At 46.9% G+C, this 20,059-nt stretch carries 19 protein-coding genes; 7 read left to right on the top strand and 12 right to left on the bottom strand.

Translation table 11 applies throughout. The features are described 5' to 3' along the window. Positions 1–15: 15 nt before the first annotated feature. Complete coding sequence (locus tag ACYVGO_RS29870) at positions 16–2,031, bottom strand: gliding motility-associated C-terminal domain-containing protein (protein ID WP_460972450.1); 2,016 nt, start codon at positions 2,029–2,031, stop codon at positions 16–18. Positions 2,032–2,239: 208 nt separating this feature from the next. On the opposite strand from ACYVGO_RS29870, the gene ACYVGO_RS29865 reads away from it, so the two are divergent. Together ACYVGO_RS29865 and trxA are read left to right on the top strand one after the other, a co-directional pair. Next, on the top strand, positions 2,240–3,547 hold the full coding sequence (locus ACYVGO_RS29865; protein ID WP_460972811.1) for a bifunctional 3,4-dihydroxy-2-butanone-4-phosphate synthase/GTP cyclohydrolase II: 1,308 nt from the start codon (positions 2,240–2,242) through the stop codon (positions 3,545–3,547). Between the two features lie 89 nt (positions 3,548–3,636). Then, positions 3,637–3,942, top strand: a complete 306-nt coding sequence (trxA, locus tag ACYVGO_RS29860; RefSeq protein WP_142774812.1) for a thioredoxin — start codon at positions 3,637–3,639, stop codon at positions 3,940–3,942. Between the two features lie 76 nt (positions 3,943–4,018). Here the strand turns inward: trxA and ACYVGO_RS29855 are convergent, their stop codons facing one another. The 3 genes from ACYVGO_RS29855 to ACYVGO_RS29845 form a co-directional block, all read right to left on the bottom strand. Continuing rightward, on the bottom strand, positions 4,019–4,489 hold the full coding sequence (locus ACYVGO_RS29855) for a hypothetical protein (RefSeq protein ID WP_460972449.1): 471 nt from the start codon (positions 4,487–4,489) through the stop codon (positions 4,019–4,021). 131 nt (positions 4,490–4,620) lie between these two features. Then, the gene (locus ACYVGO_RS29850) at positions 4,621–5,898 is read right to left on the bottom strand and encodes an AGE family epimerase/isomerase (RefSeq protein ID WP_460972448.1); all 1,278 of its coding nucleotides are present in this window, start codon (positions 5,896–5,898) and stop codon (positions 4,621–4,623) included. Beyond that, the gene (locus ACYVGO_RS29845) at positions 5,891–6,904 is read right to left on the bottom strand and encodes a bifunctional heptose 7-phosphate kinase/heptose 1-phosphate adenyltransferase (protein WP_460972447.1); all 1,014 of its coding nucleotides are present in this window, start codon (positions 6,902–6,904) and stop codon (positions 5,891–5,893) included. Before ACYVGO_RS29845 ends, ACYVGO_RS29850 begins: the two co-directional genes overlap by 8 nt. 210 nt (positions 6,905–7,114) lie before the next feature. Between ACYVGO_RS29845 and ACYVGO_RS29840 the strand changes: the two genes are divergently transcribed. Continuing rightward, positions 7,115–8,155, top strand: coding sequence for a methyltransferase (locus ACYVGO_RS29840; protein WP_460972446.1), 1,041 nt, complete (start codon positions 7,115–7,117; stop codon positions 8,153–8,155). 26 nt (positions 8,156–8,181) lie between these two features. Here the strand turns inward: ACYVGO_RS29840 and ACYVGO_RS29835 are convergent, their stop codons facing one another. The 3 genes from ACYVGO_RS29835 to ACYVGO_RS29825 all read right to left on the bottom strand — a co-directional run bounded on the left by ACYVGO_RS29835 (position 8,182) and on the right by ACYVGO_RS29825 (position 11,627). Continuing rightward, positions 8,182–8,796, bottom strand: a complete 615-nt coding sequence (locus ACYVGO_RS29835) for a CAP domain-containing protein (protein ID WP_460972445.1) — start codon at positions 8,794–8,796, stop codon at positions 8,182–8,184. Positions 8,797–9,006: 210 nt separating this feature from the next. Beyond that, positions 9,007–9,762, bottom strand: coding sequence for a DUF5958 family protein (locus tag ACYVGO_RS29830; protein ID WP_460972444.1), 756 nt, complete (start codon positions 9,760–9,762; stop codon positions 9,007–9,009). Positions 9,763–9,827: 65 nt separating this feature from the next. Then, positions 9,828–11,627 (bottom strand): thiamine pyrophosphate-dependent enzyme, encoded by a 1,800-nt coding sequence (locus tag ACYVGO_RS29825; protein ID WP_460972443.1) that lies wholly within the window; start codon positions 11,625–11,627, stop codon positions 9,828–9,830. 229 nt (positions 11,628–11,856) lie between these two features. On the opposite strand from ACYVGO_RS29825, the gene ACYVGO_RS29820 reads away from it, so the two are divergent. Continuing rightward, positions 11,857–12,315 (top strand): hypothetical protein, encoded by a 459-nt coding sequence (locus ACYVGO_RS29820; RefSeq protein WP_460972442.1) that lies wholly within the window; start codon positions 11,857–11,859, stop codon positions 12,313–12,315. 133 nt (positions 12,316–12,448) lie between these two features. Here the strand turns inward: ACYVGO_RS29820 and ACYVGO_RS29815 are convergent, their stop codons facing one another. The 4 genes from ACYVGO_RS29815 to ACYVGO_RS29800 all read right to left on the bottom strand — a co-directional run bounded on the left by ACYVGO_RS29815 (position 12,449) and on the right by ACYVGO_RS29800 (position 15,716). Further along, on the bottom strand, positions 12,449–12,637 hold the full coding sequence (locus ACYVGO_RS29815; protein WP_142774821.1) for a hypothetical protein: 189 nt from the start codon (positions 12,635–12,637) through the stop codon (positions 12,449–12,451). Between the two features lie 123 nt (positions 12,638–12,760). Continuing rightward, positions 12,761–13,204, bottom strand: coding sequence for a cold-shock protein (locus ACYVGO_RS29810; protein ID WP_142774822.1), 444 nt, complete (start codon positions 13,202–13,204; stop codon positions 12,761–12,763). 277 nt (positions 13,205–13,481) lie between these two features. Next, positions 13,482–14,087, bottom strand: coding sequence for a DUF1684 domain-containing protein (locus ACYVGO_RS29805; RefSeq protein ID WP_460972441.1), 606 nt, complete (start codon positions 14,085–14,087; stop codon positions 13,482–13,484). Between the two features lie 51 nt (positions 14,088–14,138). Continuing rightward, complete coding sequence (locus tag ACYVGO_RS29800; protein WP_460972440.1) at positions 14,139–15,716, bottom strand: M20/M25/M40 family metallo-hydrolase; 1,578 nt, start codon at positions 15,714–15,716, stop codon at positions 14,139–14,141. Between the two features lie 139 nt (positions 15,717–15,855). On the opposite strand from ACYVGO_RS29800, the gene ACYVGO_RS29795 reads away from it, so the two are divergent. The 3 genes from ACYVGO_RS29795 to ACYVGO_RS29785 all read left to right on the top strand — a co-directional run bounded on the left by ACYVGO_RS29795 (position 15,856) and on the right by ACYVGO_RS29785 (position 18,136). Beyond that, positions 15,856–17,499, top strand: coding sequence for an amidohydrolase family protein (locus ACYVGO_RS29795; RefSeq protein ID WP_460972439.1), 1,644 nt, complete (start codon positions 15,856–15,858; stop codon positions 17,497–17,499). Positions 17,500–17,680: 181 nt separating this feature from the next. Beyond that, positions 17,681–17,878: a hypothetical protein gene (locus tag ACYVGO_RS29790; protein ID WP_460972438.1), complete on the top strand. Its 198-nt coding sequence runs from the start codon at positions 17,681–17,683 to the stop codon at positions 17,876–17,878. A 3-nt stretch (positions 17,879–17,881) separates the two neighbouring features. Continuing rightward, positions 17,882–18,136: a hypothetical protein gene (locus ACYVGO_RS29785; protein ID WP_460972437.1), complete on the top strand. Its 255-nt coding sequence runs from the start codon at positions 17,882–17,884 to the stop codon at positions 18,134–18,136. 79 nt (positions 18,137–18,215) lie between these two features. On the opposite strand, the gene ACYVGO_RS29780 is transcribed toward ACYVGO_RS29785, so the two are convergent. Then, positions 18,216–18,524, bottom strand: a complete 309-nt coding sequence (locus ACYVGO_RS29780) for a hypothetical protein (RefSeq protein WP_460972436.1) — start codon at positions 18,522–18,524, stop codon at positions 18,216–18,218. Positions 18,525–20,059 lie beyond the last annotated feature (1,535 nt).

The raw sequence follows: 20,059 nt of genomic DNA, 5'->3' as shown, positions 1-20,059 counted from the left end.
TTCACTCCTTTCCCATTATCTAATCAACAACACGGCACCGGTCCGAACAGTTTTCACGCCGGTCAGATCAATTACTTCAACGCGGTACATATACTGGCCGGGTTGGGCATCCTGATCCTTTACTTTACCATCCCATCCCCGGTTTTTATCCCTTGTGTCATAAACAACTTCTCCCCAGCGGTCGTACATGATCAGTCTAAACTGATCGAAATAGACTCCTTTTACAACAAATGTATCATTCAGCCCGTCATTATTTGGGGTGAATGCATCAGGTATCCAGATTTTAGCTTCGCGCCGAAAAGTGAAGAAGTTCGAATAGCTAACTGTTCCATTTTCAGAAATAGCAATGATCCGGTATTTCTGCGATTGTATGTCCAGATCCGTAGCACTCAAATCATAATGCGTATTAACACCAATATTTGTGATCTCTCGTCTGGTATTATTCACGGAATCGATTACTTCGATCACATAGTTACCTGTTTTCTCCGGATTAAAGGGAGATTCGGCCGTCCAGTCAATGCCAGTCTCTGATTTTGACGTTAAAAAAACCGTACACACCGGGCTCGACGGGGCTGATTTCAGTCCACAATTACTAATGTAGGTTACCTTGTAACAATACGAACCTGTCGATGGGTCTACGGTTTCATCAATAAATGTATTCTTATTCGCGACTGTGGCAATTTCCTGATACGCACCCGAAGAGCCACTGGCGCGGCTGATGATGAGCGTATAACTGGCCGATGCACCTGTGGTTGGCAACGAGGCCACCAGGCGGGGATGGTTATCTTCTATTGATACAACCGTGCTGCCCAGGTCACCCGGTAGTTCCCCGTTAATGCCCAGTACACAGGTAGGTGCCGATGTGACAACGGTCTGTGCAGTACCCGAAATAGTGGCTTCAAGCGTATAGCAATACTGCGCCCCACAGGTAATGTTACTGGCATCACTATAGGTACTGGCAGCACTATTCGTTAGTGTACCAGAAGGCAGGTTGTTTTTATAGATAACGTATTTTCTAAACTGCGTTGTTGCCGATATAGTCCCGGCGTAGGGTTGCCAGCTTAGGTTATTTTGCTTGTTAGCCGCTTTGGCATCTAGTACCAGACTGCATACTTCGTCGGATTTTAGGGGGGTGCTATTACAGGCGTCCTGCGTTTGTACCTGAAAGCACTGAACCTGTTTGGCATCGGTCTGAACGGTAAACGACCCTGCGCCCGTACCATTCTGGCCTGTTGCGGTATAGGTTCCGTTTACCTTCTGATAAAGCTGCACCGATGAGCCAGTGCTGGCCTGATAGGTAATGTCAATCGAATTGTCACTGACCGTTTTTAAAGCTGTGATAATAGGCTGTGCGGCCGTAGCAGAAACCGTAATAGGTGCTGCCTGGGTTATTGTTGATCGGCAACTGGCTGGAGCGTTGTAAATTCCCTGTAGCGTTATCGTATAGGACCCCGCATTTGAATAGGTATGAGATAGCTCAAGAGCCATCTCGGCGCGTGTTTTTTGTTCCCGAACACCATCGCCCCAATAAATTTCGTACAGATCATACTGCCCTAATGTCGATGCATCGGGAACGACCTGGGCTCTTCGGCCTGAGCAAGACTTAGCCGTAAACTTCACCTGATCAACGGGCAGAACGGTAACTTCCTTACACAAGATCGTGCCCGTCCCCGTTCCGTTACCACTACCTCCCTGTATAATTGTATACGAGCCAGGAGCAGTATAGGAAAAAGTGGTCGATGTTGACAGGGTAACTTTGTCAATCGAACTCTTACCATCATACTGAAAATTATACCCGGCATTGATTATATTGCCAGGAACATTCGTAATACTAACGGGTGAGCCAACGCAGATTTTATCTTTCGTAAGCGAAAAATTACCGGGGAATAGTGGATTTGCACAGGCATTCTGGGCCTGAGCGGCAGGCGATCCGCCGAAGATCAGTAGGCCAACCAGCGCCATAATTATCCAATAAGCCACTACACTGGCCTTCGCCCCAATTTCAATCAGCCACAATCGTAAAATTCGCACAGAGGGTCTTTTTTATCGTTTTTTAATTTAGTCCTGCCTATGCTTGAAAACGGCTCAACGGACATTTTCGCATCCGGCGAAACGTATCTTTCTTAAAATCAGTTTTCAGATCAAACTGAGTGTAGGTCAACTGTATTTTCTGGCCATCTGGACAGCCAGCGAATTAGCTACCAAATATACTTTCACCGACACGCATAGACCAAAAAAGATGAGCAATAATAGTACCAACTCTGAAGGCACTGGCCAACAGCCAATTGCCGGTAACGAGTTAAACCAGGCCGACATAGTACCTATCCGGCTGGACCGCATTGAGGAAGCTATTGCCGATATCAAAGCGGGCAAAATTGTGATCGTAGTCGATGATGAAGACCGCGAAAATGAGGGAGATATGATCTGTGCGGCCGAAATGGTTACGCCTGAAATGGTCAATTTCATGGTACGCGAAGCCCGTGGACTCATGTGTGTTCCGCTAACGGTCGAACGCTGCGACGAACTAGGTTTAGACATGATGGTCACGAGCAATACATCGGTTCATACCACGCCCTTTACGGTGTCGGTTGATTTATTGGGTCGTGGCTGTACCACAGGGATATCAGCTTCAGACCGGTCAAAAACGATTCAGGCGCTGGTTGACCCCACCACTGTACCAGATGACCTGGGACGCCCTGGTCATATTTTCCCACTTCGGGCGGTAGAGGGTGGCGTTATTCGTCGGGCGGGCCACACCGAAGCGGCCGTCGATCTGGCGAAAATGGCAGGTCTGTCACCCGCAGGTGTGCTAATCGAAGTACTGAACGAAGATGGTACTATGGCCCGATTACCCCAATTACGGGTGATGGCCGACCGTTTCGGGATGAAGCTCGTTAGTATTCAGGATCTGATTGAATACCGGCTCCGCACCGAAACGCTGATCCATCGGGAAATTGGTGTGGATATGCCCACCGCCTGGGGGCACTTCGACCTGATTGCTTACAAGCAAAGCAACACGGGCGATACGCACCTGGCGCTCATTAAAGGCAGTTGGGAGCCAAATGAACCCGTTCTGGTTCGTGTGCACTCTTCCTGCGTTACGGGCGACATTTTCGGCTCCTGCCGGTGCGATTGTGGCGCACAGCTACATGCTGCTATGGAGATGGTGGAAGCCGAGGGCAAGGGTATAATTGTGTATATGTTTCAGGAAGGGCGAGGCATTGGGTTGATGAACAAACTGAAAGCCTATAAACTTCAGGAGATGGGCCGTGATACCGTCGAAGCGAACTTGGACCTGGGTTTGCCTATGGATGCCCGCGACTATGGTATTGGCGCGCAAATCCTACGGGATCTCGGTATTCGTAAACTACGGCTTATCTCAAACAACCCGAAAAAGCGAGCTGGTTTAATGGGTTATGGACTGGAAATCATCGACACGGTACCCATCGAAATTAAGTCTAATCCTCATAATGTACGTTACCTGCAAACAAAGCGCGATAAGATGGGTCATACAATCATGAATGAACCCGTCAACGAAGAACAATAAAAGTAGTTTCATGTTTGTAGGTTGAGGTTTGACGTTGTAATGAACTCCAAACCTCAACCTACAAATGTCGGACTTCAAACAACATTTCTATGAACAAGCAATCATTCAAAGACCTCATTCAGGGCGATAAGCCGGTTCTGGTCGATTTTTACGCCGATTGGTGTGGTCCCTGTAAACAACAGGCTCCTATCCTGAAACAACTTACTGAACGCGCTGGCGACAAAGTCCGGGTCATTAAAATTGATGTGGATAAAGCGCAGGCAGCCGCTCAGCAATATCAGATTCGGAGCATTCCAACGATGATTATGTTTAAAGACGGCAAGATTGTCTGGCGTCAATCAGGCGTTCAGCCACTGCATACGCTGGAAGGACTGGTGAAACAGTTTGGTGCTTAACAGGCTAAACACTATTGAATAAACAAAAACGGGCTGGATGAGGAATCCAGCCCGTTTTTGTTTACTTCCACACGCCTTATTTCTTCGCAAAGTTCTGGAGATTCGTAAGCGCGATCACGTTGATTATCTTCCATTGTCCGTTCAGCTTCTCCACCACCCGGGTTTCTTTCGACGTGGTTTTCCCGTGGCTATCTACTAAGGTCTGATCGTAGCTAACAAACGCCATATTACCATTCTGGTGAATCGTGTAATTGGCGTTCTGAACCATAACTTTATCCGTTACTTTGGAGCTTTTAAACTGACTGGCAAATTGTTTTTCCAGATCGCTCCAGCCTTTTATGAGCCTGAAATCTCCGCCATATAAGTTAGCGGCAAAGTTGACATAAGGGGTATGCGCCCAGGCATTTGACCACCTCGCTTTATCTCGTGTAAAAAAACCTTCGGTCTCATTAAGCAGCACGCGCTTAATAGCATCGTTGTCGGCCTGAGCCAGACCACGCAGAACGGTACTCAGCAAAAGGGCAATTACCAAAAGTGAGGTTTTCATGACCGTAAAAGGGTTGATTTAACGGTCAAGTTATTGAAGTAAATTAAAATATACAACTATAATTTTGCACTTTTTCTACATAATAATAAGCTCAATCCGTTTAAGCAATCAACTGGAATAAGAGTACATTTTTAATCGCTTTTTATAGTTATCAGTTTATCCAGCCGCCGAATCGATTGCACTACCGAACGAACGGTATGGTAGTTGATTTTCCAGGAATGGCTCATGTGCGTCCAGATGGGAACACCCTGCCGGGTCATAAGCGGCCACCACTCCCCTACTTTATGGTTAACCATTTTGTCCAGTACAAAGCGGTGGACGTTTGCGTAGGCATTCCAATATTTTTCATCGCCAAGAATCCGATAGGCATCTAAAAAACCAATCAGCACCTCAGCCTGCTGCCAGAATTCTTTTTCGCGATCGTATACGTCACCACTATGCGATCCTTCTACGAAAACGCCCCCATGCTCCCAGTCTACCCCGTAGTCAACGGCGTGTGAGAAGGATTTTAACAGTTGATCGTGATAAGTATCATAAGGGAGTTGAAGTATATCGAGGGCGTGAATCAGCAACCAGGCAAACTCACCATTATGGCCATAGCTGGTGTTATCTTCAGCCTCCCGCTTAATGCCATCTTCCGTAAACCGATCCCAGCCCCAAATGACATCGAACTTGATTTGAGGAGCCACCCGCCAGTCGGCCCAGAACTGCGGCACACCTGTACCATAGGTTGGGTGCATGATTTTCGTAACCAGAAGTTCAATGACTTCCAGTAGTTTACGACGATGAATAGGCTCCTTGGTGCATTCATACAGGGTTGTAAAAGCCTCCATCAAGTGCATATGGGCATCGAGCGTTTTACGGTCACCTCCGGCAGCACCCGGCCCTTTCAGCGTCCAGTCACGGTGAAACATTTCGAAATAGCCACCGTGGCAGGTATCCACTACATATTTCTGCAACAGATCGAACACCTTCCGTGCATAATCTATACCACGCGTATCGCCCGTTGCCAGTGTATATTCGCTCAGGGAATAGATGGCAAAACTTTGACCGTACACGATTTTCTGATCGTTCAGCACCTCACCTTTGCGGTTCGTCATCCAGTAAAAGCCGCCGTGTTCCTGATCCCACATGTTAGTCAACAGATAGTCGACGCCGTGACGGGCCATATCAGCCAGTTCGCCAGTACCATAACCGGCCCGATGAGCTGACGAATAGGTATAAATAGAACGGGTTTGCGCAATGAGCGATTTCTCATCTTCGCCCGAATCGTTCCCGTACTGATCAAAGTGAGTGATAAAGCCGCCGTTTGCGCGGTCGACGGCCCGTTGCGTCCAGAAAGGCAATAACTCATTGGTCAGGTGATCATGTAACTCCTGACGGTACTGTTGTAAGGTTTCGTTAGTCATGAGAATGGTAGGTGTTATTCAGGGCAAGGATTTCGGCCAGGCTGGCTGTACCGGTTTGATTTAATTTCTGAACCGTAACGGCAGCCGCAAGATTAGCGATCGCCAGGGCCTGCTCGGGTGAAGCACCAGCACCTATGCAGGCCGCCCAGGTTGCCACAACGGTGTCGCCTGCGCCAACGGTATCGAGTTCCCCTTGTAGTGGCAGTCCTGCAACTAACTGTGCGCCGGCATCATCCAGGTACAAAATCCCATCGTGACCGCGTGTGATCAGCAAGGGGCCACCGCTTTGTTCGCGAAAGGTATTGCCCTGTTGGATACACCAGTCCAGATCAGGGTGTTCGGGCGCTTCGATGCCCAGAAATTTGGCGAGTTCGGCTGTGTTTACTTTTAGCGTAGCCTGTTGTACCAACTTTCCGACATCACGCATATCGACCAAAAACTGAACATTGGGATAGCGGGCAATTAAGTCATTAAGGATAGTAGCCCGATTGGTAGCGAGTAACGGATTAGCAAACTGCTGGTTAATGATCAGTACATCGAGCGTAGTTATGGCTTGCTCCAGGCTCATGATCAGATCTATAAAAACGGCATCATCCAGCGTATTGGCAATACCGAAATCGATCCGGTTAGCCTCCTGGCCGTTTAGATTCGGTTTGGTGTACACGCAGGTATCCCAAGTCTGGTCGAGTACCCGTAAATGCTGCGTCTGCACACCCAGCGAACGGAATAAATGCTGCATCTCCCGCCCGAATAAATCATTGCCTACACAGCCAATCACCTGAATATCCGAGACGCCCAGAGCGACCAGATTCTGAACGACATTACCCGCAGCACCTAGTGATGCACTGGGTTGGCTGCCCCAAAATACCTCCAGCGCTGTTTCAAGAGATAGTTCGCCGGTTTGGGTTTGTAGCGTAAAATAAAGGTCAATGGCAAAGTCGCCGATAACGCCCACCTTCAGGGAAGCAAAGCGCTGGAAAACTGTTTGAATAGCTGTGCTTGTCATTAAATCGTGTTAGGGTTCTTTACTAAGACACAAAACCCATTACTATGGGCTAGCTACTCACTACTTTTTTTCTAAAAGAGCATTAACTAAAGGAGACAGGACATACACCACGTCTTCAGAGATATGGCGTATGTCCTGTCTCCTTTAGTTAATGAGCTCTATCTTTGAAGTCCAATTTTGTCGCTCATCTTTTAGTTTAGGATATCCGTTATGACCCAACCCGACCTCGCTCCAATTACACGCCACTTGCGAGCAATGTTTGGCTCCCGATTGTTACTGGCAGCCGTTCATCATCTGCATGTATTTGAGGAATTAAGTAGTGCCCCCCTATCCCCACTTGACTTACGCAATCGTTTACAGGTAGGCGAACGTCCGGCAATGGTATTATTTCCGGCTTTGTGCGCTATGGAACTACTCGAGCAGGACGAATTGGGACGGCTAGGCATCACCGAATTAGGTCGCTATCTGGTACAAACCCAAACGCCTAATTTAACGGGCTACACGGGTTTAGAAAAGGACGATCCAGGCGTACTCGAAATGGCTATCCGACTTAAAAACGATGGTCCGCTTCAGGCACCAGACGGTATTTCATTTGTGAAGGAAGGCGAAGAACCCTCCCCTATGGACGACCCTGAGTTGTCTCGAAAATTTACCCTTGGCCTGGCCGGACGCGCCCGTCATCTTTCGCCCATTGTAGCCATGAACCTGACCAAACGAGAAGGGCATTTACTGGATGTTGCAGGAGGCACCGGCTTTTACACCTACGAATGGCTGCTGATCAACCCTGACTCCACGGCAACTATACTGGATCGTCCGGCGGTATTGACCGTAGCGACTGAACTACTGGATGAATTCAGCCAAAGTGGTCGGTCGGGGGCAGATACGGTGAAAGATCGGGTAACGTTTCTATCGGGCGACATGCTAACCGATGCGCTTCCCCAAGCGGATATTTTACTGGCAGCCAGTCTTTTTCACGACTGGCCAACACCCACCTGCCAGCTGCTTGCCCATCGCTTTGCCTCAGCCCTGCGCCCCGGTGGCGAACTATGGGTACACGACGCTTTTCTGAATGATGACTTAGATGGCCCACTAGCTGTTACCGATTATTCGGCCCAGTTGTTCTGGAATACCAAAGGCCGTTGTTACAGCCGCGCCGAATACCGAAGCTGGTTTTCGGCGGCTGGCCTTAAGCCGACTGCCGAAAATATTCCGACGCAGATGGATTATGGACTGATCTGGGCAAAAAAATAGGCTGATCGGTAGAGAAGGGAATACGCCTAATGATCAGCCTGAGCGAATAAACGTTTTGTCCCAAAATTCTGCACCAACCGCCCAAATGGCGCTTTTCGCTCCCTGAACGGATTGGTCGATAAGCGGCCTGCACAACCGACATGCGTGAACAAAGGGTTAAGTAAGTTAGCCCGGTGATGGGGTGAATTGAGCCATTGCGTTACCGCATATCGAGCGTAACCAGCATAAGTGTGCGGTTGAAAAATCTGGCGGGTTTGAGAATCCAGGTACTCGTATTGATGCGTTCGTTTATTAAAACGGACGCAGAACCACTCAGGTGTATCTATCGTTTGGTATTGGCCAATATTTTCGGCAATTCGCCAAAACTGCTTTGTTTGATTATCAATGCGTTTCATGGGCGTCAACTCACTCAGGCTATGAAAATTCTCATGGCCGTAATAGTTGTAGGCTATCATTGATTGAGCGTGTTTTTGGGCGGCCTGATACAAAGCCAGATCATACTGTAGCAGAGGTAAACCTGCCTGCCGACGGGCTTCATTCGTAGCCTGAAACAGGGCAATATCCAATAAGAGTGTATCGGGCTTTTCCAGGTCTATAGTTTGCTGGCTTATAGACTGAGCAAAAAAAGTCTGATCACTCAAGAGGTAACCCTCCGGCAGGTTATTTATAGTAAACACCCACTATCACACATGAAACACCATCCACCAGTTCATAGGCTGGATTTTTTATACTGAGCAAGCGTATACTAAGCTGTTTTTCAGCACGAAAAGGCCTCAGTAGGCTGATTTTACTCGTAGCTTTTAAGCTAGATTATAGCGATCAAGAAGGTAAAAAACGACATTAGTGAGGCCTTAAAAAAGTCCGGTATTGTACGTTTCCTGCATATGCCGCTCAACCACAGCCATCACTAATCGATTTGCCTGATCAGAATTTAATCCATACTGTTTGGCTAATCCTTTGTTAACTGAATTTTGCAGTACCCATATTGCATTCTCTTGCTTATGTACGGCAATAGGCTTCGTTATTATCTCGTCATAGGTAAGGAAATCAAAGTGAGTCTGGGTTTCAGAAATGGGTTCTGGTTCTGATGATTTTGTCTGTGATCCTGTTATTCGCTTATACCACAGCTTAGTAAGGGTGACAAATTCGCATCGAAAGCTGGGGTTATTGTATATATCATCGACTAGCGCATGATGTCTCGCTAGTATAGTCTGTACGATGTCAGGCTTCGAGAAATCCGAATACCACCATTCGCCTGGGTTTTCCTTTTCCAGCGCGTAGCTCCGTTGGTAAGCTACCTTAAATACGTAGAGTAGCAATTCAGCTATTTTTTCAGGCTCACCATCAGGCAGGAATACCAGACGTGGCCTGAATCGGCGAGCTTTCAGCGAAATGCAAGGCGTATCTGTAGGATTTAACGAGCTATCAACTATCGCCTGTTCAATATCAGCATCAACGGGATTCAATTGCTGTATCAGCGAATAAAGCTCATACAACCATATCTTTTTTGCGTGCTCATCCAGTTGGTTAAAGCGCTCAAGACTATCACTAACGGAATAGACGCCATGCCCGAATTGATAGATCGTTATTTCTTCTTCTAAGCTCATAGCTATTGATATATAATCTCCTAACGATCAACCTACTACATTAGAAAGAATAAGCATTTGATTAATTACCCTCTGCCTGGCAAAATATCCAGCAAACTGCGTCCTTTAGTAGCAATGGCCTCGTGAAACTGATTGCTGATCACGTTTTTGATAATTTCACTCCGATCACGTTCCCCACGAACAAGGGCTTTGGCAAATTCGATAGCTTGTTCAGTTGTGATTTTTCCTGGCATAGGCGGCTCATTCTGGTCAACAATGGCATCTACTACAACAGGGCCATCATGGGTCATCGCTTCCCGAATAACTGCTTCGGCCTGTTTGGGATCGTCGATCGTGAAACCCTTTGCTCCACAGGCGTTGGCGTAGGCGGCAAAATCAATGGGTTGTAAATCGACCGCAAATTCGGGGTTGCCCTCCATCACGATCTGTTCCCATTTGATCTGGCCAAACGAATTGTTGTGGAAAATGAACACCTTAATGGGTAGTTTGTATTTTACCGCTGTAGCCAACTCGCCCATGAGCATGGTGAAGCCACCATCGCCCACTAAAGCGACAACCTGCTTACCAGGATGAGCCACTGACGCAGCAATGGCATAGGGTAAGCCCGAAGCCATTGTAGCTAATAGCCCCGAGGTTGAAAATTTCATATCTCCCCGTATCTGAATATGTCGGGCGGCCCAGGTCGTGTTATTGCCACAGTCGCAGGTAACGATAGCATCGTCATTCAGGAGTGGACTAAGCGTATGCGGAATCACCTGTGGTTTCATTGGAATCATATCCTGGGTGCCCCGTTCGGTCATCAATTCGTTCCAGTAGGTCATTCGCTGTTGCGCTTTCTCCAGAAAACTGCGGTCTTTTTTACGATGAATTAATGGCAGTAAGGCCTGTAACACAGCTTTACTATCGCCCATCAGCCCGACTTCAACGGGAGTTCGGAGGCCAATATGGGATGGGTCAAGATCAATCTGAACCGTTCGGGCCTGGCCTGCTTTAGGGTAAAATTCGAGGTATGGAAACCGCGTTCCAATCATGATCAATGTATCGCATTCCTGCATTGCATCCTGCGAAGGAGCCGTTCCCAGCAATCCCAGGCCGCCCGTGGTGTATGGATCATTATCGGGTACAACACCTTTGCCCAGCAAGGCTTTGATAATTGGACCACCTACAGCATCGGCCAGGGCGAGTACTTCGTCACGGGCACCTAGGCAACCCCGGCCAGCAAAAATTGCCACCTTTTCTCCCGCATTAATTAGATCGGCCGCTCGCTGTAACTGGTTCGCATCGGGAACAACTGTCTGACTAACCTGAGTCGCGCTACTGTGGTTAGGAACGTTGGTCGACGAGCGGGTATCATCACGTATTGTCCAGTCCTGATAATCTTTCGGGAATGAAATGTGTGTTACCGTACGCTGACCCAGCGCCGTGCGAATAGCCTGATCCAATACGTTAACGACGTGGTCTGGCCCCATAACCCGCTCGTTATAAACGGCCACATCGGCAAATACTTTGACCAGATCAACATCCTGTTGAAAAAACGTTCCGCTAATATCATGGGCGGTATGCCCGGTGATCGCCAGTACGGGCTGAGCATCATATTTGGCATCGTACAGGCCGTTGAGCAAGTGAATTCCCCCGCAACCTGATGTGGCTATGCAAACTCCGAGTTTACCCGTGAATTTGGCATAACCGCAGGCCATAAAGGCAGCCGCTTCCTCATGTCGCACCTGAATAAGCTTAATCTTGTCTTGTCGGTTTCGCAGTGATTCATAGATGCCATTGATACCATCGCCGGGAAGACTGAATACCGTATCGACACCCCATTCCAACAACCGTTCGACCAGTAGGTCGGCTCCTGTCTTTGCCATACTAGTTGATAATAGAAACGTACACTGATTCTGTACGGTTAACCACCAACCATTCTCTCGTGTTTGGAAGCCTCCCGGAGATTAATGAATCTTAATGACAAGCCAAGAATGAGTCAGTCTATGGACAGTTGATAACCCAGATGCATACTAAGTAAAATTTACTAAGTAGTTCACGCAACTTCAACCAGGGTTACGTCGTATTGTACAAAAATCCAAACGCGCTTTTCCTATGAAACTTCTTGTGCTTCTATTAGTGGGATTGGTTACTACGACATTTTCCTGCAAAAAATCCGACGACGTGGCTCCTGCTACGACAACCGCAACTACAATCGATGTAAAATCGGTGATGCCAACCGGCAATTGGTCTGTTCGTTTGTTCCAACAACGAACAGAAGATAAGTCGTCTAGCTTCAAAGACATTACGTTCGTATTCTCGGCGGATGGGTCTGTGACTGCCACTCAGGGAAACAAATCGACCAAAGGGTCCTGGATTTATTCACCTGCTGTAACCTACTATGGAGGAAATGGGCTTTCCTCGTTAACGCTCAACTTGGGAACATCGAAGCCATTCGATCTGCTAAATCAAACCTGGAACGTAAATACGGAATCGACTACGTCAAGCCTTAAGCTCGACAATAAGGAACCGCTTGAAGATGAGCACCTTATTTTTCAAAACAGCAAACAGTAATACTAACCCATAAGAATAAACAATGGCTCTTTGGTAAGTAACTATCTTACAGTCACTTACCAAAGAGCCATTTAACTAAAAAGCCTGGCTGAGAGGCCAGGCTATAGTAGTATACGTAGTTATTCCTTAGTGATTACCGATACTCCTTTTTCCGTTTGATTGATGTCCGTGCAGCGACTTCGGCTTGAAACTTAATCTTTAGCTGTCGGTCAAGATCTCTATCCCGTGGCACATAAATACTGGTTTTACCATCCGAGGACTTCAACATCCAGTATACATTATCGGTGGTGGGGGGAATGGAGGTGTAAATCGGCTTACTCATAATATAGGAGATAAGGATGAGCCGGGTGTCCGAGTGGCACCTGGTCTATAAAGATAACCCTATTTATCCCCAATTAGTGTCAATTGTGAAAATATGGTTTATAAACCGAGTTGTCGATTCCGTTTATACAGCCTTTTTCACCTCAACGGCATTGAGCCCTTTGGGTGTTCTGGTCACTTCAAACGTTACCTTATCACTTTCACCAACGGCATCTATAAGGCCATTCATGTGCACAAAAATGCTCTCCTGACTCTGTAAATCCCGTATAAAGCCGTATCCTTTCGACGCATTGAAGAAGCTAACAATACCCTGTCTGACGCTGTCCTGCGGGGCCATTGCTTCCTGTTTTGATACGCCGATCTGAACATCTTCCTGATCGATCGTTCTCTTTTTTCTTGGGTCTGGTGGCGTCGAGGTTATGTTCCCGTTTTCGTCCACATAGGCCAACATCTCATTAAGCCCTTGCCCTTTCTGGGCGCTCGCTTTCCGTTCTTCTCGCTTTTCTTCCTTGTCTTTTCTCTTTTTTTGTCTTGCTTTTTCTTTTTCTTTTTTACTAAATGTCTCCATTCCTTATCGGTATTAAGTGAGATCAGCCTGCGTGTGTTCGTCAGGATGTATTATTAGAGAGGTGGGTTACTTCGACGGCACTCCGCCCATCTATGAGGGTTTAGATACCCCACTAATTAGTCAACCCGATATTTGCCGAATAAGTTGTTTCTTTGAAATAATATTCACAAATCGGCAGAAAGCGGCAACAATGAAGGGTTGTTTAGCTGCCTGTATTCCCTAATCCAACCCGGAATTATCTGGCTTTCAGCACCTTTCGGTGTGCGAAATGCGCCCATCAATGCGCTTTTCCATAGTTCTTTTCGCCAGCAGTAACGGGGACTGATAGCAGGTTCTGTTTAGGGGGAATTGGGCAGGGATAACCCTCCTGATAGGCGCAATAGGGGTTATAAGCCTTGTTAAAGTCGATGGTCAGGTGGCCGTTCTGAATATCGCCGGTTCGAAAGTCGATGTACCGGCCGCCCCCATACGTTTCCATACCCGATGTGGCATCCTTGAACGGCAGAAACAGATAATCTCGGTATTCGGGCATGCGGATCACATTCAGGTTCCGATAGAGGGTCAATGTCTGGGGCTTACCATTGAGCACAAACGACAGGATGGCATAAGACACGTGCGGCCTGGTTTTCCCATTGTAGGTAGGCATCTCAAACGGCTCAGCCTTGGGCGTTAATTGCACCGTAGCCGTTACCCGATAGGTGGAGTCGGGAGCGTAAAACTGGATATACGCCAAATCCTCCTGCGCTTTTAATGGACCACCCGCCGATACCAGTAAATCCTTTTTATAGGTTTCGCGGTGTTTGGCGAGCTGTTCAGCAAAAGGCGCCTGGGCCAGAGCAGCCGTTGTCAGTAAGGTTGTGAACAAAAGGAGCAGGAGCCTCATAATTTTATAGTTTTTGTGATTCCGACCTAAGGTCGGAATCACAAAAATACGTCATGGTAAGGGCGTCGTCAGAATAGCCAGACAGGTTTTTATTCCCGTCCGTAAATTCCCCAACCGCAGGTTTTCGTTCGGGCTGTGCTGATTGTTATCCATGTTCACTAACGGCACAATGACCGCCGGAACTTTCAACGCCTGAATGAACGGAACCACGGGTACGGTGCCTCCCATAATTCGGATGATGACAGGGTCTTTACCAAAGCTGCTCGTAACCGCTTTCCGCAGCCAGCTACCCATCGGTTCGTTGATATTGGTACGGAAAGCAGGCGTTCCGGCATTACCTTCGAAGAACACGATTTGGCTGTATTTCAGCCGTTCTTCTGGTGTTGGTACGTGATCCAGTACGGTGAAGCCCTGTTTTTCAATGTGTTTACGAACCAGCTCGACCATCCGTTTGCCATCCGTTTCGGGCACCAGTCGAATATCGAAACTGGCTACGGCTTCTTCCGGAATAATGGTACCAGACCCTTTCCCCACCACGGCAGCCTTCATACCCCGAATGTTCAGCGATGGATACTGAAGCGACTCCTGATAGTTGGCACCCACTTTCTCCTCGTCGGCAATCAGCAAGGTTTTATTGATGTCCTGTTTATTATCGGGCACGGCGGCCATGATTTTTTTGGTGGCATCGTCAAACGTAATCCCATCGTAGAAACCCGGGATCAGCACCCGCCCCTGCTCATCTTTCATGGACGTAATCAACCGGGCCAGTCGAAAGGCTGGATTGGGTGAGTAATTACCAAAATGGCCGCTATGCTGCTGCGTGATGGCCCCATAGGTTGTCATGGTGAAACCAGCATTGCCCCGGCACCCAAAGGTCAGGGTCGGGATATTGGACGAATGCATGGGGCCATCCATGACAATCATGTAATCGGCCTTCAACTTCTCTTTATAGGAATCCAGCGCGCTTTTTAAGCCTGCCGAACCTTTTTCTTCCTCTGTATCGATAATAATCTTGATGTTAAAAGGTGGAGTCTGTTTCTCGACCTGCGCAATGTCGAGTGCATTCAACATCATAATAATTGGCCCTTTATCGTCAGAGGTAGAGCGACCAAACAGTCGCCATTCATCGTTGACAACCGTTTTCGGCAGATCCCCCCCCAATTCTTTATAGTCACCGGTGCTCGTTTTTTCTTTGAATACCGTCACCCACGGATCTTTCTGATTCCATTCGTTAGCCCGTACGGGTTGGCCATCTAAATGAAAATAGAACAGAACCGTTTGTGTTGCCTTCGGGATGGATTTCTCCGCTAAAAACAGTGGCAAATGCGTGGTCTTGAGTACGGTCGTCTGAAAGCCTCGTTTCGCGAACGCTTTTTCGGTCCAGGCAATATTTTTGTTAATATCCTCCGCATTGACCGCATCATTTGGGAGCGACACATAATCGCTGAGTTCATCGAGAGCAGGCCATAGCTGTTTCTCAACCAGCGCGTCCATTTTAGTAACGCTCAGTTTTTGGGCCGAAACACCCAGTGATAACTGAAGGCAGGCTAACCCAAAAACAAGTCGTATAAAAAGTCTATTGAGCCGTTGTGTTTCTGTCTGCAACGGATTGATTTTTCTGGTAGCCATGGTAAACTGTAGTGTCAGTTCGCTCTATAGCTAAATACGGCAACCCAGCCGACAATACCAATTAATCTACCTCTAATACCTATTTACACAATATAAAATAGTAGATTATCCACAAAAAGAAAAACGATACTCAACTTCTATGTACTCATCGTCTGGCCGCCCCTTATGCATCATGGGGAATGTAGTTGATTCTCAGGGACGTGAATCCATCAAAACGATTCTTGTTCAAAATGGTCAAATCAAGACGATTCAGAATGGCAAAGTACCCCTCTCACTCCCGGATTTAATTCTGTTGGAACTGGCTGATGATGAAGTCATATTTCCGGGTTTGATCAATTTACATGTCCATTCCGAGTACAATATTTTCCCACTCTGGCAAAGCCCAGCGGTCTGGAGCAACCGGTATCAATGGCGAAACAATGAGCAATACCTTCGGGAAATAAAGAGCTTTAAAGATTACATTGAATCGCGCTGGGTAAACGATTATCTGGGCTTTGTACAGCCCATAGTCCAGTCGCTTACGAAGGAAAAGGCAGAATCAGCAACGGCTGTTTCGATGGCCTCGGCCATCAGCGAAATCCAGAAAATGTACGGCGTTGTTACTGAATTACAGGCTGTAGCGGGCGGCACTACGCTCCTTCAGCAAACCATTAAGTTAGAAAATAACGGCAGCCTGCCGAGCTTTATCGTTCGGAACACCGGCGCTCCTCAGGAACTAGGGCTTCCGGTTACGAAAAAGGTATTTTCGGTGGTCGACTTTGTCCGGCCGGGTCCAAATTTCGATCCGTCCGGCAGCCCCTTACAGGCCAATGATGATACCTCTGGCTGGCCCATGATGCGCCACCCGAGTTTCGATGATTTTCTGCAATCCGTTCAAAACGGCAATAACCGATTTTATGCATCCATCGCACATATTGCCGAAGGACGATCAGGCTATCTTCAACGTGGAAAACCCGACGGGTTCAGTCGGCGGGAGTTTACGGAGTTTCAGAAGGCGCTCGCGCAACTCTCCAATCCTGAGTTCCTAAAAACGGCTCACCTGACCCTAACCCATGCCTGTGGATTAGATTATTCCGACCCGGCTACCCTCGGTTTCCTGCGCGACAATCACATCAGCATCGTTTGGTCGCCGGTATCCAATCTGATTCTCTATCGCGATACGATCCCTGTAAAAACGCTGCTTGATCACGGCATCAACGTGTGCCTGGGCTCCGACTGGGCACCCAGCGGCAGTAAACATGTTTGGGATGAACTTAAGTTTGCCCGGCACTTCTGCGATACCGTATCCCTGGATGTCAGCAATGCGCAGTTGCTGGCAATGGTTACCCGGAATCCAGCCGCTGCCCTGGGGCAAGCAAAAGCCGGTACCATTGAAACGGGCTACAACGCTGACTTCTTCATTCTACGCAAGCAATCGGCCCGGCAACCCGCCTTAGATGCATTGCTAACAGAGGATGACCATTCGGTACGGGCTACCATTGTGAATGGCCGGATCATCTACGGCGACGAAAACCTGTTTGTGGATACGTTAGCCGTCGATTATCAGCGCATTCCGGCCACGGAAGGACCAGCTGCGGCCCAAAAAGTAGTAAGTATCAACTCAGCCCTGAACGTTGATCTGGTCAAGTCGCTCACTCAGGTCGATTCATTAATGCACCGTTTCGCTACGGAGACCTTACAACTACCACAACTCCGGCGCACCCGCCTGCTCTCCTCCGACGATCATTTCTATCAGGTACGCATCAAACTTGTGAAGACGTATTTAGCGGATTTGCTGAAATGAGGTATTAGCAAGTGGCGAAAATCCGTAACTTTCTAAATCTGCTTGTCGTTGAGCAAAAAAGCGAAGAAGTAAGGCGATTTGACTCAAAAACGCTACTAGTATCCATTTAATTTATTACCTTATACTTATGGACATTACGGTTAGCTAGTACATTTGTTAACCTACCCGTAACGCCCCAATTATGAGTGATGAAGAACGTGCTGAGTGGATAGCTCAACGTAAAAGATTAATTATTTACCTGCAAGCAACTCAGCAGCAAATTATTGATTACCCGCCTAGAGCAAACGACGCTGATTATAGGTTTCTACTTACAAAAGCCGCCTATTACCAGCGCATGATTGATACAATTGATAACACGCTTAAATCAACTCCTAAGTAACACATGGAAAGCATCATTCTTCAATTAATCGACCAATATCACGCGGCTGATACTGAGTCGAGCAAGCAAGCAATAAAGGACGAATTATTTTTCCAGCATTATCATTTATCTGCTGAACAACGAGCCAGTGTCTGGATGGCTATGCAGCCTTTTTTTGATGAAATTGAGCAGGAAATGATTGAGAAAGATCCATTGGCCCGGCAGACTTATGAGATGTTTGAACGATTTAAAGCGTCAAAAGTAGTAGTTGGACATTGATAATGTCAGCCTTTTAAACCATCGGCGGGCGCAAAGGACAGTATAATCGAATCCATCAAGTTAGTCTGCTCCAGCTTTTCTATGGGTTGTACGCTTTCTGCACACTATCAGCATACGCTTCTGAGTGTGCTTTCCCCATCAATTCGTACCCCTGATCAAGTAACTCCTGATAGGTAAAATCTTCATTCTTCACCCCATGTTTAGCGTTTTCGGCAACCGCCTGCGCACATAACTCGTGATTCAGGGAGTCGTTTTTAGGTTTCGATCCCACCCGAACGTCATACCACATGGTTGTGCTATTGTATTTTTTGTCCAGCGGCTGCTGACCGCAAGCCAATAAGCTTAAGACAATCAACGGGCTTATCAGTAGTTGAATACGTTTTTTCATGACAGTAAATTACGATATATGCAGTCAACTCTACACGTATGCTTATATACAATGAGCTGGCAAGAGTCAACTTCCATATCTGGTTGGCAGCAATTTATTAAATACCGGCCGGAAACCGCCGGGCGAGGGTAGCAAAATAGTCTTAACCTTTCAATAACTGTCAACCAAAACCCGTCGCGTACGGTTAAAGAGATTCCTATCTTTCGAATGAATTTTACGAGTATTCAAGAATAAATCATTGTACCCACTAGTAGCACAATCCTTTCTATAACGATTGCCTTTTAAAGCAGAATGATCAAACCAGATAACATGAGTCTATGAGAACATTTGGGCTTGTCGTCATAAGCTTATTAGTTAGTTACGTATGTATCGCTTATTTAAGTGGTGAATGGAAGCCATTTCATTGGAAAGTTGAATCACAAGCCTGGGCGCTGGTAGGCGAAGTAACCTTTCTTGTGCTCTTTCTTTTGTTTCGAAAGAGGCTTACTAAAGACTAGAACTTAGCCGGAATGCTGAGACTGTTCTATAGTTAACTCAATTCCATATAATGCAGAATAAGTTGATGAGACTCAACTTTTCATATCTGGTTCGCGGCAGTTTATTGAATACCGGTCAGAGACTGGATAACGCCAGGACGTAGTTTGAAATGTGTCTAACGCAGTGGTCATCTACTTTTGTAAATGTATTCGCGTATTCGCAACAATCGCTTCTCCTGCTTGAGTGCCAGTTTTAACGCTGTTCTGGTTATTGGTCAAACTATACCTAACGGATACTTCAAAGCTTATGCTAGAAATAGTAAATTTACTACATGGGCTTGTGTTTTAAGTTTGACCCATTAGATTTGAAAGAAAATTAGCTTTTCCTAGCGTCGTTCAATAATACGAATGAGGTTTCCTTTAGGGGATTCAGCAAACAACAGTAAACATTGTCAACTCGAAACTACCTAAAAGAAACCTCCAAAAGAAGAGCAGAATACAAGTTGATAGTTATTTTAACAGTCAACTAAACTTTAGTACTATTTGCATTTATTAACGCATATGCGTAATGCGCTACCTTTGCGGGCATAAATTACCCGACCGTTTTTTAAACGGGCAGACCGGCGAAAGATACACGAATCGCATACTGTGGGCCTTGCCATAGCATTTGTGATTGTGACTCCAAACAACGGCTTGGAGTATTACCGGCCCTCGAATACCAGTTTGGAGGGCTTTACCGATTGACCCGTCAGACTCCTACCTCTGACGGACAATATTTTTTCGGTAGAATATCTACCAATTTGTGGAGTGCATGGGAATCGAACCCACGGTGTTCAGGTCTTTAAACTAAACGCGCCGTGCCAAGGCCCGCCCCAACCCTTTGCCCTGTTCTGATTCTAACTCAGACAGGGCAATTTCTTTTACTGTTACTTCACCTTTTCCCCATAAGCCATATAATTTTGAAAGTAAAACCCTTTAGCCTATATAGAATATTAAAGCGGATCAGTTCCAAAAGTTGTGGAGGGCATTGTATTTTTTTAGGTTTGTGAATTAATCAAA

The organism is Spirosoma migulaei, assembly GCF_054776855.1.
Note: the sequence above shows the minus strand (reverse complement) of the source record. Positions and strands in the feature narration are given on the sequence as shown.

What these genes read in the sequence shown, in the direction of transcription:
- ACYVGO_RS29790 (WP_460972438.1), top strand. Translation starts at nt 17,681, where the DNA reads ATGAGTGATGAAGAACGTGCTGAGTGGATAGCTCAACGTAAAAGATTA.
- ACYVGO_RS29815 (WP_142774821.1), bottom strand. Translation starts at nt 12,637, where the DNA reads ATGAGTAAGCCGATTTACACCTCCATTCCCCCCACCACCGATAATGTA.
- ACYVGO_RS29820 (WP_460972442.1), top strand. Translation starts at nt 11,857, where the DNA reads ATGAAACTTCTTGTGCTTCTATTAGTGGGATTGGTTACTACGACATTT.
- ACYVGO_RS29845 (WP_460972447.1), bottom strand. Translation starts at nt 6,904, where the DNA reads ATGACAAGCACAGCTATTCAAACAGTTTTCCAGCGCTTTGCTTCCCTG.
- trxA (WP_142774812.1), top strand. Translation starts at nt 3,637, where the DNA reads ATGAACAAGCAATCATTCAAAGACCTCATTCAGGGCGATAAGCCGGTT.
- ACYVGO_RS29865 (WP_460972811.1), top strand. Translation starts at nt 2,240, where the DNA reads ATGAGCAATAATAGTACCAACTCTGAAGGCACTGGCCAACAGCCAATT.
- ACYVGO_RS29840 (WP_460972446.1), top strand. Translation starts at nt 7,115, where the DNA reads ATGACCCAACCCGACCTCGCTCCAATTACACGCCACTTGCGAGCAATG.
- ACYVGO_RS29795 (WP_460972439.1), top strand. Translation starts at nt 15,856, where the DNA reads ATGTACTCATCGTCTGGCCGCCCCTTATGCATCATGGGGAATGTAGTT.
- ACYVGO_RS29785 (WP_460972437.1), top strand. Translation starts at nt 17,882, where the DNA reads ATGGAAAGCATCATTCTTCAATTAATCGACCAATATCACGCGGCTGAT.
- ACYVGO_RS29825 (WP_460972443.1), bottom strand. Translation starts at nt 11,627, where the DNA reads ATGGCAAAGACAGGAGCCGACCTACTGGTCGAACGGTTGTTGGAATGG.
- ACYVGO_RS29780 (WP_460972436.1), bottom strand. Translation starts at nt 18,524, where the DNA reads ATGAAAAAACGTATTCAACTACTGATAAGCCCGTTGATTGTCTTAAGC.
- ACYVGO_RS29805 (WP_460972441.1), bottom strand. Translation starts at nt 14,087, where the DNA reads ATGAGGCTCCTGCTCCTTTTGTTCACAACCTTACTGACAACGGCTGCT.
- ACYVGO_RS29800 (WP_460972440.1), bottom strand. Translation starts at nt 15,716, where the DNA reads ATGGCTACCAGAAAAATCAATCCGTTGCAGACAGAAACACAACGGCTC.
- ACYVGO_RS29850 (WP_460972448.1), bottom strand. Translation starts at nt 5,898, where the DNA reads ATGACTAACGAAACCTTACAACAGTACCGTCAGGAGTTACATGATCAC.
- ACYVGO_RS29810 (WP_142774822.1), bottom strand. Translation starts at nt 13,204, where the DNA reads ATGGAGACATTTAGTAAAAAAGAAAAAGAAAAAGCAAGACAAAAAAAG.
- ACYVGO_RS29855 (WP_460972449.1), bottom strand. Translation starts at nt 4,489, where the DNA reads ATGAAAACCTCACTTTTGGTAATTGCCCTTTTGCTGAGTACCGTTCTG.
- ACYVGO_RS29830 (WP_460972444.1), bottom strand. Translation starts at nt 9,762, where the DNA reads ATGAGCTTAGAAGAAGAAATAACGATCTATCAATTCGGGCATGGCGTC.